Genomic DNA, 14,142 nt, shown 5'->3' with positions numbered 1-14,142 from the left:
TTCGTGGGGCCCGGGTGGGGGCGCCCGAAGCATACCCGCACCTGCTGTCATCCACGTTACAGCGCCGCATATTCGGGTTACGAAAATTTACGCTTGCTGCTCGCCGTAAGCGCTACCGCGCCTGCGCGCATTCGCATGCTTGTGTCATGCCGATGACAGAGCGGCTTATTAAGACCGCACGGCTTAGGCCCGCGTAACCTTGCACAATCTTTCAAATCGCCAATATTCGTCCCAACCGCGAAAGACGAATGTCGTCTTTGTAGAAGTCTTCAGAATTAATCGCGAATAAATGCCTGCCTATACTTTCGCGTCATTCGTACTCTGGAACAGCCATGGAAAACAGTACGAAGCACGTGAAGGGCTTGAACGGTCTCAGAGCGCTGGCGGTCATACTGGTCTTCCTGTCGCACAAGGCGCACTTCGAGGCCATCGATGCGGGCAAGCTCGGCGTTTGGATCTTCTTCTTCATCAGCGGGTTTCTGATCGTCGGCGAGCTGCATCGCAACCGCGTCGGCATCGAGCACGGCACGCAGCAAGGCCGCACCGTCATTGCGGTGTTCTTCGTCAAGCGCGCGCTGCGCATCTTTCCGGTTTACTACCTGCTGCTGATCGCGTTGACGATCGCCCATCGCCTCTTCTATCAGCGCGGCGTCCATCTTGGGCTCCTATGGCACTTCGCGTTTCTGTCGAATTTCTGGATCGCCCTCGTCATCGATAAGTGGCCCGGGACCGTCTCGCACTTCTGGAGCCTCGCGATCGAGCAGCAGTTCTATCTCGTCGCGCCTTTCGCGCTGGTCCTCACGCGCGCATCGCGGCACTTGCGGATGTGCGCGGCGATCGTTCTGGTCTGCGCGGTGCTGCATCTCGTGCTCTACGCGCGCGGCGCAAGCCAGCCGTTGATTTACGCGCTTTCGCCGTGGAATTTCGCGCTGCTCGCGTTAGGCGGGATGTGCGGCATGGCACGCGACGATGCGCGAATTGGCGTCCAAGTTGCCTCACATGCGCGCCGTACGTCGTGGCTGGCGATCGCGCTCGCCGGAACATGCGCCTGCGTTTCGCAGCCGCTATGGGCGCCCACGCTGGGGCCCGTGGCGCTCGGATGGGTCGATCTCGGCCTTTCGGTTTCGCTGTGCGCGGTCTTTCTTCACGTCGTCAGCCGGCAAGACAGCGCGCTCGTTACCGCACTGGAAACACCCGCCCTCGACTACCTCGGCAAGATCAGCTACGGGTTCTATCTGTTTCACAACCTCATCCCGACGAAGCTCGGCGAGGCGCCCGCGCTCTACGCGCGATTGCATGTGCCGATCGCGCTCCAGCACGCGCTGCCCATCGTGCTGCAATTTCAGCTGTCATTCCTGCTGGCGCACTTGTCGTGGCATCTGCTGGAAAAGCGCGTGCTCGCGCTCAAGAAGCCGATCGAGGCTGCACTGAGGAGCCGCGTGCGCGTACGCCCGCAGCCGCAGCCATATTGATTCGCTTCCGGGCGATAGAAGAGGGACCGCGAATGCGGGCCCTTCCTCTGAGTATCTTCGAACACGCAAGACAAAGAAAAAAGGCATCGCCCCGCAACGTCGTTGCGGCGGCAATGCCAACGGGGAACGCGATCAATGAAGTGAAGCGGCCTCAGGCGGCAGTCGCAAAAGCCGGCAGACAGCCACGCAAGTACGCTTCGAATTCTTTGCTGACTTCAGGGTGACGCAGCGCCAGCTCGACGGTCGCCTTCAGATATCCGAGCTTGCTGCCACAGTCGAAACGCGTGCCGTAGTAGCGGTAGGCGAGCACTTGCTCCTCGGTGAGTAGCGATTGCAACGCGTCCGTCAATTGCAGCTCGCCGCCCGCACCTGGCTTCAGCTTCTTGATGTGATCGAAGATGCTCGGCATCAAGACGTAGCGCCCCACCACGCCGAGATTCGACGGCGCGACTTCCGGCGCGGGCTTTTCCACGATGCCCGAGAGCTTGATGACGTCCTCTTCCCACTCGCGCCCTTCGACCACGCCGTACGAGCGGCTGTCTTCGCGCGCGATCGCTTCGACGCCGACCACGGAGCTGTGATAGTGATTGAACACGTCGACGAGCTGCTTCATCACCGGCTGAGGACCATGCAGCAAGTCGTCGGCGAGAATCACCGCGAACGGATGGTCGGCGACGAGCTTCTCGGCGCACAGCACGGCATGCCCGAGGCCGAGCGCCTCCGGCTGCCGCACGTAGAAGCAGTCGACATGGCTCGGCTTGATGCTGCGCACGAGATCGAGCAGCTTCTGCTTGCCGCGCGCCTCGAGCTCTGCCTCGATCTCGTACGACTTGTCGAAGTGATCTTCGATGGCGCGCTTGCTGCGCCCCGTGACGAAGATCATTTCGGTAATCCCCGCCGCGATCGCCTCCTCGACCGCGTACTGAATGAGCGGCTTGTCGACGATGGGCAGCATCTCCTTGGGGCTTGCCTTAGTGGCCGGAAGGAACCGTGTGCCGAGGCCCGCCACAGGGAACACGGCTTTGGTGACTTTCAACATCGTGAGAATTCCCGGTCGGTTTGTAAAAACGTGCTGATGAAATGAGCGGGCCGCCGCTTTTACCCGCTCATGTCTCCAATTCATGTCTTCAATTCGAATTTACCGATATACGAAAATGAATCGAGTAAATTTGACCTGCTTCAACAATTCATTTGCTATTCGATTTCTTCCATTTGCGGAAGATCGCCGTGGGCCATGCCGAAATGACCGATCGGCTCGTTCTTCAGCGCGTCTCGATAGGCCGAGATCGCCACCAGGACCAACAGCACCGCGACGCCAGCAATCCAATGCAAGTCCATGACGCAACTCCTTGTCTGATCGTTCCGAACGTCAAACTAACATGAAAAAATCGGCAAATAATTGACGCTTCCCGTGCGCGATTTTTTCCGGAAATCATTTCCAGCTGGCTTATCAAAATGAGTAAAGCTTGCGAATTAATTTCCTTATTTCGCGCATTCTCGCTGCGCTAGGATGAAGGGCGGCTTGCGCTCCCTGGCGATCCGGTATGCGCGCCGCGCCAAGACTTCCCAACAGCACGGACGACGATCTCGAATGAGCGATTCCCAAGCGTTGCAGACTGCCGTCGCGAACCCCGCGTTCTCCGCCATCCGTCAGCCCGAGGCGAGAGCGGCGGCGGCCCCGAAAGACTTCGTCATCGACGCGATGCGCGGCTTCGCAGCGCTCCTGGTCGCGTACTTTCATTGCCGGCAAGTCGTGTGGGTCGGCATGGAGCAGTTTCACCGCACGGTCGGACACGCCTTGAATCTCAGCGCCATCGCCGGCTATCTGACGCTGCCGATTGCCTGGGGCTCGGCGGGCGTGCCGATCTTCTTCGTCATCAGCGGCTACTGTATTCATCGCAATTCAGCGACGCGGCTTGCCGCGAACCCGCAATACCGGCTCGACGCAGGGAATTTCTGGGCGCGGCGCTTTGCACGCATCTATCCGGTGTTGCTCGCCGCATTGCTGCTCACGTTCGCGCTCGATACGATCAGCCTCCATTTCCCGCCGGTCAGCCACAAGATTCGCGAGATCGGCCTGATGCCGTTTCTCGTCAACCTGTTTTCGCTGCAAGGCGTGGCGGGGTATACGTATGGCTCGAATGGGGCGCTTTGGACGTTGTCGCTCGAGGTGCAGTTCTACGCCATTTACCCGCTGCTCTTCGCCGCGCGGCGGCGGTTCGGGATCAATGCGGTGCTGGGCGCCGTGGCGGTGGTGAATGTCGTATCGGCCCTTGTGCTGGAACGCCATGACCTGCAGTTCTTCACGTCCTACTGGCTGTCGTGGACGATCGGCGCGTATATAGCCGACATTCGCTCTACGGCCAAAACCGACACGCACAAAACCTTTCTTTGGTACGCCGCCGCAGCGGTGCTGATCGCGCTTGGCTGCGTCGCCTTCCACTTTGGACAATACGGCGCGTTCCAGCTTTGGGCGCTTGGTTTTGCATGCTATCTGTACAAGGCGCTGGACAGTGCCGGAAAACCCAATCTCGTGGCGCGCGTGCTCGGGCGCTTCGGCGATTTCAGCTATTCGCTGTACCTCATTCACCTGCCGATTTTCGTGTGCCTCGCGTCGGTGCTGTTTCGTTCGACGCTGCAACTTTCGATCTGGCCGTCGTTCGGCTTCATGCTGGTCGCGATCGCCGTGGCCTATGTGTTTTACCGGCTCGTTGAATTGCCTGCGATGCAGTGGTCGGCGAGTATCAAGCCGCGCGGCGTGTCGTCTCGGCGTGGCGCTTGATCAGCCCGCGCCCGTCAATGCCTTAAGTCTTGAAGTAGGTCCTGTGCATTAGCTGGCTGGCTGAAGACGCTTAAAGGCGTACCCCTCACGGGGCTACGCCTTTAGTTTTTTGGCTACTTCTTGAGCTTGCCCCTCTTCCCAGCCACATCACTCAGCACCCGCTCGACGCTTTGCACATAGTTCCGCGTGCCGAACCTGCGCCGCGCCGTCGCATAGCCATTCTCGACAAGCCGCGCACGCAGCTGCGCATTCGTTTGCAACTCAGCAAGCGTCTTGGCGAGCGCTTGCGCGTCGCCCGGCTTGCACAGCATGCCGTTCACGCCGTCATCGACGATCTCGACTACGCCGCCCGCACGCGACGCCACCACCGGCCGCTTCGCCAGCATGCCCTCGACGATCACCCGGCCGAACGGCTCCGGCGTGATCGACGTATGAGCGACGACGTCGACGGCCTTCATGCACGCCGCAATATCGCGCTGGAACCCGAGGAAATGCACGCGGTCGGCAATTCCCTGTTCCTGTACATAGGCGTGTAGCTGAGCCTCGTATTCGTCCTCGCCGAACAACGCGGCGCCAACGAGAACCGCATGCATGCCGGGATTCGCCGCGATCGCTTCGAGCAAGACGTGCTGTCCCTTCCAGCTCGCGAGCCGGCTGTAGGCGCCGACCAGAAACGCGTCCAAAGGCAAATTGAAGCGCGCGCGAAGCTCGCCGTTCGCGACACCTTCGAGCTCCGCAAACGGCCCCTCGGAGATACCGTTGAACACGACATCGACGCGCTTCGAATCGGCCTTCGTCAACGCAATGAACTCCCGCGCCGACGCGTCCGAATTCGCGATCACATGATCGACGCCGAGCTTGCTCGCCCACTTGATGATGGTGCGCTGAGCGCCTCCAAAGTGCTCGGCGCTGACGATATCCCTCAAGTGCCACACCACCGGCTTGCGCGCAAATACGCCCGCCACCGCGCCGATCACCATCGCGCGCTGCGTATTCGCATAGATGATGTCGGCATCGCGCGCACGCTTGCAGGTTTCTCGCACCAAAGAGACGAGTCCGGTCAGCGAACGCATCTTCGGCAGACCCTTGCCGTCCTTGCTGATGCCGTGCAACGCGGGCGCATCGAGCACGTCGACGTTCACGCCCGCCTCTTCCAACGCGATCCGGAACGGCCCGTCGTTAAACAGCACGACGTTCATCGTTTCCTTGAGGTTCTTCGCGATTTCGAGCAACGACAATTCCGCGCCGCCGAGCAAGCCCGTTTGATCGACTGCGAGCACCTTGACTCCCGACACCGTCTCGCGTGCCGTCGAGGGCGCGGCAACCGGCCACGAACGCGCCGACACCGCCGGCATCGCGCGCTCGACATACTCGGTAAAGCGTTGACGGAAATGCGCCGCGGAGAAACGCTGCGCATTGGCGCGGCAGTCTTGCGCGGAGAAACGCCCGGCGTTTTGCTCGAACGCATCGACAGCGGCCTCGATCGCACCCGCGCTTTGCTCGTTGAAGAACATGCCGGTCGGCTGCGGCTGCGATAAATCGCGCACCGTCTCCAGCGCCCCGCCCTTGCCGAATGCGATCACCGGCGTGCCGCACGCCTGCGCCTCGACCACCGAAATACCGAAGTCCTCTTCCGCCGCGAACACGAACGCCTTCGCACGACGCATGCAGTCGTGCAGCACCGCAAACGGCTGATAGCCCATGATCTCGACATTGCCCGCCGCTTTCGCGCGGATCTTGTTCATTTCCGGGCCGTCGCCGATCACGACGAGGCGCTTGCCCGGCATCCGCGCAAACGCCTCGACGATCAGATCGATCTTCTTGTACGGCACCATGCGCGACGCGGTCAGATAGAAATCTTCCTTATGCGTATTCAGCGAAAAGGCTTCGACATCGACCGGCGGAAAGATCACCTGCGCGTCGCGCTGATACACCTTCTTGATGCGGCGCGCGATGAACGCCGAGTTGGCGACGAAGTGATCGACCGAGTTCGACGTCCGAATGTCCCAATTGCGGATGTAGTGAAGAATCACGCGCGCAAGCGCGGATTTCAGGCCGCTAGTCAGCTTCGACTGTACGAGGTATTGATGCTGCAAGTCCCACGCATAGCGAATCGGCGAATGCACGTAGCTGATGTGGACTTGGTCCGGCCCGGTCAGCACGCCCTTTGCGACCGCGTGGCTGCTCGAGATGACGAGATCGTAGGCGCTGACGTCGAGCTGCTCGATCGCGAGCGGCATCAACGGCAAGTACGAGCGGTACTTGTTGCGCGCCATCGGCAGCTTTTGGATGAACGATGTCGTCGCGCGCTTGCCGCGCAGGAACGACCTGTCGTCGAGAAAATCGACGAGGCTGAATACGTCGGCGTCCGGAAAGCAAGCGATGATCTGCTCGAGCACCTTCTCCGCGCCCGCGTAGGTGACGAGCCAGTCGTGCACGATCGCCACTCGCAACGCGCGCGCGGCGGGCACCGCCTGCGGACGGCCTTTCGTTTCGGTGAGTGCGACGCGGTTCGCGCCGCCATCGACGTCGACGGCCACCGCGCGCGCGGCGGCCTCGTCATAGTCTGCGTAGACGTTATCGCTCATGCGCTATTCCTCAGATTCAACCGAAGCAGCAGATCGCGCGCGAGATTGCGCAGCGCCGGCGTCATCGAAATGGACCAGCCGACGTTCGCCACGAGCAGCACGATCCCCACGGCGGCGAGCGTTGCGAGATTCGACACGGCATTCGCGGCATAGAGGCTCGCGAGCAAGAAGGCGAGGTGCGCGAGCATGTCGAGCACGATCGGGCGCATGCGAATCGCGGACAGATACAGCAGCACGCCATAGTCGACGAGCGCGCGGCTCGCGACGACAACGGCCGCGCCGACCAGCGCGTAATGCGCGATGCCGAACCACAATGCCCCGACAAAGAACGGCAACTCGACGAGGCCTACGCATGCGGCGCGCGCCGGATTGACTTGCGACTGGATCAGAATGCGCGTCACGCTCGCTTGCCCGACGAGCCAGACGCTGATGATCAGAATGCGGCCCACCGGCGACGAAGCGGTCGCGATATCGCTGCCCACCCAAACTTGCAGGAACGGCCCAAGCACAATGATCGCGACGATGGCGACCGGCGTGAACACGCCGTTCAGGAATTCGAGCGACTGCCGCACGAGCTCGTCGGCATGGTCGCGCTCGACAGCCGACAAGCGCGGAAACAGCGTACGTATCAGCGCATTCGGCAGCATGTTCAGCCGCGTGACGAGATTCTGCGGCACTGTGTAGTACGTGACGAAGCGCGCGCCGAGCCCCGCGCCGAGCATCACGCGATCCAGCGTGTCCGAGATCATGCTCGTCATGCTCGCAATGAGCATCCAGCCGCCGAAGCTGAAGAGCCCCTTGGCGACGCCGAGTTGCGGCATCTCAATGTGCCGGATATTGAGCACTTTCAAGCTCGCCTGCGCGAGCAGCACGGCCGCGAGAATGCGCGCGACCACCGCTGCGGCGAGCACGCTCTGCAGCGTCGGCGCAATCAGCCACGCGGCGCCGAGCGGCAACAGTTGAAAGAGGAACGTGCCGATCGTCTGATTGGTGTTGTAGACGCCGAAGCGCTCGGCGCCATTGATCGCGCCCGCGAACACCCACGACACGTTGGCAATCGGAATCGCGACCGCAAGCCACGGCAACGCGCGATACACCTCATGCTGAAGCTCGGCCGACACCTTCGTGAAGTAGGCCGTATAAATGAACGCGCCGAAATAGATCAGCAAGCCGCCCGCAATGCCCGTCGCCAGATTGAGCCAGAACGCGCTCCAGAACACGCGCGCGCTCAAGCTCTCGTCGTTCGACGCGCGCGCCTTCGAAATCTGATTCTGCGCGGCCATGCTCATGCCGAGATCGAGAAACCCGAAGTAGCCGATCAAGGTCCACACGAGCGCGATCACGCCGTAACGCTCGACGCCGAGCAGCTTGATATAAGCCGGCACCGTCACGAGCGAAACGAACGTCGGCAGGATCAGCCCCAAAAAATTGATCGAGACGTTCTTGAGAATGCTCTTGTCCATCGAATGCCCTATCGATTGATGCGTGCGAAAGCCAACGTCATGGCGGTCACTGCGCTCATTGCGGTTTCCAGCGGTACATCATCACCTTGCCGCGCGCGTCCTCTTCGACGAACACCAGGTATTCGCCGTTGTCGCGCTGGTGTGCGCTGATGCCGTTGGGCACGTCGATCCAGCCCGACGCGTTGCCCACTTCCGGCCCCGGCTTGATCACGCCGATCGCCACGCCTGTCGCCTTGTCGTACACGTGGACGTCGCCGGCCGGTTCGACCGCGAAGATGTATTTGCCTTCGACCGTCACGCTGATGAGCGTCTGGATCGGCTTCGCGCTCGTATCCCACGGCAGCGTGATCGCATAGCGCTGCACGGGCGAACCCGTCGACCACTTGTCGTAGCGCACCAGCAGCCGGCCGACTTCCTTCCACGTGCCTTGCGCGCCTGCGGGCGCATCGGCCGTGTAGCCGGTCACGTAGAGCGTGTCGGTTTGCGGCTCGTAGATCGCGCGCCGAAGTTCGGAAAACGGCGCGGGCATCGGGTACGTCGTCATATCCGCGTACGAATAGATCGGATTGCCGACGCTATCGAGCCCGCCATAACGGAAGCGGTGAATGCCGCGCTGATCGCTCGTGCGCCAGATATCGCCCTTCACATCGACCCACCATCCCCAGCCGCCTGCGAGCTTGGTCTTGGTCGTGTTCAGCGTGAATTCGCTGCTGTCGAACTTGCCGTCGCCGTTCGTATCGCGCCAGATCCAGTCGCCGCCCGGCGGACGATTTGGAATCTTGTCGACAGGCCGCGCGCGCCCTGCGATGAAGCCCGACGGAATCGCCGTTTCGCCGTCGCGCCGCGGATCGAAGCGGTAGATCTTCAAGTGATCCGCGTACATGTCCGTCAGATACAGGAACGTGCGGCCGTCGAGCTTGCGCGCCATCGGCAGGCCGGGCCATTGGTCCGTGCTGAGCACGGGGTCTTGCGGATACTTGAAGCGGTTCGTGAGAAAGCCTGCGTACTTCCATTGCTGCCCTGCCGGCTTCGATAGGTCGAGTTCGAAACGCTTGTTGCCGGTGAAGACGCTGTTGGGCCGGCCCGGGTCCACCCACGCGCCGTCGACGAACAAGAGCCCCTGTACTTGCCAGCGCAAGCGGCCACCGGGCGCGTAGCTTTCGAGCGTCGCGCCGAGGCCCGCGCCTGTCGTGCCGAGTTTCGGCCCGATGCCGTTGCTCGACACGTAGATATTTCCCGCGGCATCCACGCCCACGCCGGTCAGGCCATTGAAGCGCAGCGGCCCGGGACGCCCTGCCTGGCTCGGCGCTCCGGCGTAGATCCCGCCGCGCTCGCCGAGCGTGTCGGTGAGCGCGTAGCGGCCATCCCGCTTGCTGAAAATGAGCACTTGCTGGCGCGGACCGTTATCGGCGATCAGCACGCGGCCTTTGTCGTCGACGGTGATGTCCACGGCAACCGAATCGGCAGGCAGCGGCAGCGTATCGTCCAGCTTTTGACCGCTTGCCGAATAGTGCTCGACATGCGGCGCCGAATCGGTCAGCGTGCCGGCCAACACCCAAACCGTGCCGTCGCCAGCGATCGCCAAGCGACCCGGTTCGTGCACGGTCCATTTGTTCTTCGGCTGCATTGACGCCGCGTCGTAGCTATCGACCTCATCGCGCGTCGTATTCGCCGCGTAAAGCATCGAATCGTTCGCCGCCAGGCCGCCGATTTCCGCACGCGTGCCGACGGGCACCTGGTTCATCATCAGGAAACTCGCCGCCAGCCGCGCGCGCGGCTCCATGCTCACGGAGCGCAGCGGCGCGACCTCTTTGACGTCGCTGATCACGCGGCGCGAAATACCAAACCATTGCTGTCCGGATTCGGGCCACACGCCTTGCGCGACGAGGCGACCCTTCTCGTTGCCGACCGAAGTCGCGATATACGCATACTGCCTGTTGATCGCAATCGCGCTGCCGCCCGTGTTGCCCCAGCCGTGCGTGCCGCCCGCGAAGCCGAGCATCTTGCCGTCCTTGACGATGCTGACTTCAGCGCCGCTTTCATCCCAGGGCGCGTTCGTATAGACGCGGCCGTCCGGCGCGACAGCGATCGCGGCAATATTGATCGGCGTCCACGCGCCGTCGCCATAGCCAAAGCTGTTGCCGATCCAGGACGTCGACGCAGGCAGCACGGTTTCCGTAGGCACAGCGCCCACGTCGAGCGTGAAACTGACGCACAGCACGGCGGCAAGCGTTGAACAGGATATTGCGCGGAACAAGGCGTTCCTCCATTCGAGGCCCACTGGTCCAGTTGAGCCGGGATTGATCGGGGAATCCTTTCAAGGCGACTCAGAGTACAAGCAAAAATATCTGCAGGAATTGACAAATAATTCCGAGAATTTCGAATGAATTTTGTTTCGCGAATGCGCGTAATTTTTGATCCCGGCACAAAAAAACGCATATACCGGGGCGATTTTTTGCGCGCAATATCGACCGATTCGCGCCCCCGCCAGGCAGCATCCAGGTAGAAAATTCCGCCCGCCAGGCCTAATTCCCATTCATTACTGAGCGGTTTTTTCGTCAATTTCTTTTCCCTAGAATCGATTGCGCCTGCAAAGCGTCAAGCACGCTCATGGCAATACGCGAATCCCTTTCGCCAATCCATTGCCACATGCTTATTCTCGAAACCGTATAGATCGCTCAATGACTGTCAGCGCACTACCCACCGCTACGCGTCGTGAACGCATCGTTCAATTGGACGGCCTGCGCGCCATCGCCGTGCTTGCCGTATTCGCGCAGCACGCGCTGAAAGCGCCGTTATGGATGGGCGTCGACCTGTTTTTCGTGCTGAGCGGTTTCTTGATCACCGGCATCCTGCTCGATCGCAAAGCGCGCGGGCAGTCCTATTTCAGCTACTTCTACGCGCGTCGTGCGCGCCGCATCCTGCCGCCTTATCTGTTGTTGATGGTCGTCTCGTCGCTGCTGTTTGGTCTCGGCTGGGCCGAGCATTGGCAGTGGTACACGTTCTTCGCCACCAACATCGGCGATGCGCTCGATCAAGCGGGCCACCCGAGCCTCAACGTGTTGTGGTCGCTTGCCGTCGAAGAGCAGTTTTATTTGTTCTGGCCGTTTGTCGTGTTGTTTGCGTCGGAGCGCGCACTGCTCTTCGTCGCGGCGGCCTTGATCGTCATCGTGCCGGTTCTGCGCGCGGTCTCGACGCCGTTCTTCGATACGTTCTGGCCGATTTACTACCTCACGCCGTTTCGCATGGACTTGCTCTCTGCAGGCGCCTTGCTGGCCGTGCTGGTACGGCAAGACGCCAATGCGCTCGCGCGTTTGAAAGTAGTGGCCTATATCGGCTTTCTCGCAGCGCTCGCGGTGCTCGCGTGGCTGCATCTTCACTATCCGCGCTTTCGCGCCGCCAATACGCCGCTGTCGAATGCCGGGCTCTATAGCGTGTCGCTGGTTCTGTGCACCTCGCTGGTCGTGATCGCGCTGCAAAGCAAAGGGATCGTGAAGCGCCTCTTGAGCCATCCCGTGCTCGTCTATATCGGCACGATCAGCTACACGATCTACCTCATTCACTTGAGCATTCTTTACGCGCTCTGGCCGCACATCCACAACCGCTACGCGGCGGCCGCGGCGGCGCTCGCCATCACGCTCGCCTACGCGAGCCTCACCTGGTTTGGCTTCGAAAAGCGGCTCATTCACGGCGGGCCCCGCCACGAAGCGCGCCAACTGCTGACCGTCGAATAAAACACTCGCATCACTCTTAGGGAAACGCTATGGACCCGCAACGCAAAGCGATCATCACCGGTGTCTCAGGACAAGACGGCGCGTATCTCACCAAGCTGCTGCTTGAAAAGGGCTACCACGTCACCGGCACGTACCGGCGAACCAGCTCCGTGAATTTCTGGCGCATGGATGAACTTGGCATCAGCCAGCATCCGAACCTGTCGCTCGTCGAGCACGATCTGACCGACCTCGGGTCCAGCATGCGCCTGCTCGAAAAAGCGCAAGCGAGCGAGCTTTACAACCTCGCGGCGCAGAGTTTCGTCGGCGTGTCGTTCGATCAGCCCGCGACGACGGCCGATGTCACCGGCATCGGCGCACTGAACCTGCTTGAAGCCATCCGCTTGCTCAATCCGCGCATGCGCTACTACCAGGCGTCCACCTCAGAAATGTTCGGCAAGGTACAGGCGATTCCGCAATCGGAGTCCACGCCGTTCTACCCGCGCAGCCCCTATGGCGTTGCCAAGCTGTTCGCGCATTGGACGACGATCAATTACCGAGAGTCGTACAACATCTTCGGCTGCAGCGGCATTCTGTTCAATCACGAGTCGCCGCTGCGCGGACGCGAATTCGTCACGCGCAAGATCACCGACACCGTCGCGAAGATCAAGCTCGGCAAAACGGACAAGCTCGAGCTCGGCAATCTCGATGCGAAGCGCGACTGGGGCTTCGCGCAGGAATATGTCGAAGGCATGTGGCGCATGCTGCAGGCCGACGAGCCGGACACCTACGTGCTCGCCACCAATCGCACGGAGACGGTGCGCGACTTCGTCGACATGGCGTTTTCGGCGGCCGGCTATCAGATCGAGTGGACGGGCAAAGGCGAGCAGGAGAAAGGGCTCGACGTGTCGACGGGCAAGGTACTCGTGCAAGTGAATCCGAAATTCTACCGGCCCGCCGAAGTCGATCTGTTGATCGGCTGCGCGGACAAGGCCAAGGACAAGCTCGGCTGGCAGCCCGAGACGACGCTCGAGCAACTGTGCCAGCTGATGGTCAAAGCCGATCTCGAACGCAATCAGCACCATGAGACTTTCTGAGCGCCAAGGGCGTCGCGCGCTCGTCACCGGGCTGGCCGGGTTCACCGGCCAGCACATGGCCGACTATCTCGAAGACGCCGGCTATGAAGTGTGGGGCACGGTGTCGCCCGAATTGACGGATGCCGATTCGAACCGGCATCTCGTGAGTTCCGTCGACCTGCTGGACGCCGAAGGCATGAAAGCACTGGTCGCCGATGCACGGCCCGACGTGGTCGTGCATCTCGCGGGCGCGGCGCACGTCGCGAACGGCACGGCGGGCAATACGTACCTCGTGAATATCGTCGGGACGCGCAACTTGCTGTCGGCGCTCGCCTCGCTCGATAAGCCGCCGCGCGCCGTGTTGCTCGCGAGCAGCGCGAACGTCTATGGCAATACGCCCGTCGAGCTGCTCGACGAAAGCATCGCTCCCTCGCCTGCTAACGACTACGCGGTCAGCAAGCTGGCGATGGAACACGCCGCACGGCTTTGGACGGACCGCTTGCCGATCATCGTCGCGCGGCCTTTCAATTACACGGGTGTGGGGCAGCGCGAGGATTATTTGCTGCCGAAGATCGTCGGCCACCATGCTCGGCGTGAGGCGAAGATTTCGCTAGGCAACCTCAACGTGAGCCGCGATTTCTCCGACGTGCGCAACGTCGTGGCGATTTACGGCAGCCTGCTGGAGGCCGCGCCTGCGGGCGAGACGTTCAACATCTGCTCAGGCGTCGGGCACTCGCTGGGCGAGGTGCTCGCGATGCTTGCGCGCATCGCTGGTTACGAGATCGAGGTGTTCGTCGATCCGCGGTTTTTGCGGGCGAATGAGGTGCATCGGCTGGTTGGGTCGAATCGCAAGCTGCAGCGGGCGATTGGACGCGTGCCGGTGACGCCGCTCGCGGAGACGCTTGAATGGATGTATGAGGCCGCGGCGATGCGTGAAGGATTCACGCTTCAGCGCAACGAATCAGAGGCTGGCTGACAGGCATACCTCGCCTAAGCGCATGAGCAAAAAAAGCCTCTCGGTAACGAAACCGAGAGGCCAAACCTACCCAAG

Annotated in this window: 10 protein-coding genes; 5 read left to right on the top strand and 5 right to left on the bottom strand. The window is 61.4% G+C overall.

Features of this window, described 5'->3' with window-relative positions; all coding sequences use genetic code 11:
- Window positions 1-332 precede the first annotated feature (332 nt).
- Window positions 333-1,472 carry an acyltransferase family protein gene (locus tag AAHK20_RS13755; RefSeq protein ID WP_449182012.1) on the top strand — a complete coding sequence of 380 codons (1,140 nt, stop codon included), beginning with the start codon at window positions 333-335 and terminating at the stop codon, window positions 1,470-1,472.
- A 151-nt stretch (window positions 1,473-1,623) separates the two neighbouring features.
- Here AAHK20_RS13755 and galU read toward each other — a convergent pair whose 3' ends face one another.
- Together galU and AAHK20_RS13745 are read right to left on the bottom strand one after the other, a co-directional pair.
- Window positions 1,624-2,511 (bottom strand): UTP--glucose-1-phosphate uridylyltransferase GalU, encoded by an 888-nt coding sequence (galU, locus tag AAHK20_RS13750; RefSeq protein WP_449182011.1) that lies wholly within the window; start codon window positions 2,509-2,511, stop codon window positions 1,624-1,626.
- 155 nt (window positions 2,512-2,666) lie between these two features.
- A complete protein-coding gene (locus AAHK20_RS13745) occupies window positions 2,667-2,810 on the bottom strand; it encodes a hypothetical protein (RefSeq protein WP_449182010.1) in 144 nt (47 codons plus the stop codon).
- 253 nt (window positions 2,811-3,063) lie between these two features.
- Here AAHK20_RS13745 and AAHK20_RS13740 point away from each other — a divergent pair, with 253 nt between their 5' ends.
- Window positions 3,064-4,254, top strand: a complete 1,191-nt coding sequence (locus tag AAHK20_RS13740; RefSeq protein ID WP_449182009.1) for an acyltransferase family protein — start codon at window positions 3,064-3,066, stop codon at window positions 4,252-4,254.
- Window positions 4,255-4,367: 113 nt separating this feature from the next.
- Here the strand turns inward: AAHK20_RS13740 and AAHK20_RS13735 are convergent, their stop codons facing one another.
- From AAHK20_RS13735 to AAHK20_RS13725, 3 genes are read right to left on the bottom strand one after another with little or no spacing between them, the layout of a single operon-like run.
- Window positions 4,368-6,842, bottom strand: a complete 2,475-nt coding sequence (locus AAHK20_RS13735; protein WP_449182008.1) for a glycosyltransferase family 4 protein — start codon at window positions 6,840-6,842, stop codon at window positions 4,368-4,370.
- A complete protein-coding gene (locus tag AAHK20_RS13730) occupies window positions 6,839-8,305 on the bottom strand; it encodes an oligosaccharide flippase family protein (protein ID WP_449182007.1) in 1,467 nt (488 codons plus the stop codon). The genes AAHK20_RS13735 and AAHK20_RS13730 overlap by 4 nt, the downstream gene beginning before the upstream one ends.
- A 55-nt stretch (window positions 8,306-8,360) precedes the next feature.
- On the bottom strand, window positions 8,361-10,526 hold the full coding sequence (locus AAHK20_RS13725; protein WP_449182226.1) for an NHL repeat-containing protein: 2,166 nt from the start codon (window positions 10,524-10,526) through the stop codon (window positions 8,361-8,363).
- A gap of 460 nt (window positions 10,527-10,986) precedes the next feature.
- Between AAHK20_RS13725 and AAHK20_RS13720 the strand changes: the two genes are divergently transcribed.
- The 3 genes from AAHK20_RS13720 to AAHK20_RS13710 are packed head-to-tail and all read left to right on the top strand — an operon-like array spanning window position 10,987 to window position 14,067.
- Window positions 10,987-12,039, top strand: coding sequence for an acyltransferase family protein (locus tag AAHK20_RS13720; RefSeq protein ID WP_449182006.1), 1,053 nt, complete (start codon window positions 10,987-10,989; stop codon window positions 12,037-12,039).
- A gap of 29 nt (window positions 12,040-12,068) precedes the next feature.
- Window positions 12,069-13,112, top strand: coding sequence for a GDP-mannose 4,6-dehydratase (gmd, locus tag AAHK20_RS13715; protein ID WP_449182005.1), 1,044 nt, complete (start codon window positions 12,069-12,071; stop codon window positions 13,110-13,112).
- Window positions 13,099-14,067 carry a GDP-mannose 4,6-dehydratase gene (locus AAHK20_RS13710; RefSeq protein WP_449182004.1) on the top strand — a complete coding sequence of 323 codons (969 nt, stop codon included), beginning with the start codon at window positions 13,099-13,101 and terminating at the stop codon, window positions 14,065-14,067. Before gmd ends, AAHK20_RS13710 begins: the two co-directional genes overlap by 14 nt.
- Window positions 14,068-14,142: the final 75 nt, after the last annotated feature.

Source organism: Trinickia camelliae, from assembly GCF_053525655.1.
Note: the sequence above shows the minus strand (reverse complement) of the source record. Positions and strands in the feature narration are given on the sequence as shown.

Coding starts and splice junctions, on each gene's coding strand:
- AAHK20_RS13740 (WP_449182009.1), top strand. CDS start 3,064: ATGAGCGATTCCCAAGCGTTGCAGACTGCCGTCGCGAACCCCGCGTTC.
- AAHK20_RS13755 (WP_449182012.1), top strand. CDS start 333: ATGGAAAACAGTACGAAGCACGTGAAGGGCTTGAACGGTCTCAGAGCG.
- AAHK20_RS13745 (WP_449182010.1), bottom strand. CDS start 2,810: ATGGACTTGCATTGGATTGCTGGCGTCGCGGTGCTGTTGGTCCTGGTG.
- AAHK20_RS13735 (WP_449182008.1), bottom strand. CDS start 6,842: ATGAGCGATAACGTCTACGCAGACTATGACGAGGCCGCCGCGCGCGCG.
- AAHK20_RS13730 (WP_449182007.1), bottom strand. CDS start 8,305: ATGGACAAGAGCATTCTCAAGAACGTCTCGATCAATTTTTTGGGGCTG.
- AAHK20_RS13710 (WP_449182004.1), top strand. CDS start 13,099: ATGAGACTTTCTGAGCGCCAAGGGCGTCGCGCGCTCGTCACCGGGCTG.
- gmd (WP_449182005.1), top strand. CDS start 12,069: ATGGACCCGCAACGCAAAGCGATCATCACCGGTGTCTCAGGACAAGAC.
- galU (WP_449182011.1), bottom strand. CDS start 2,511: ATGTTGAAAGTCACCAAAGCCGTGTTCCCTGTGGCGGGCCTCGGCACA.
- AAHK20_RS13720 (WP_449182006.1), top strand. CDS start 10,987: ATGACTGTCAGCGCACTACCCACCGCTACGCGTCGTGAACGCATCGTT.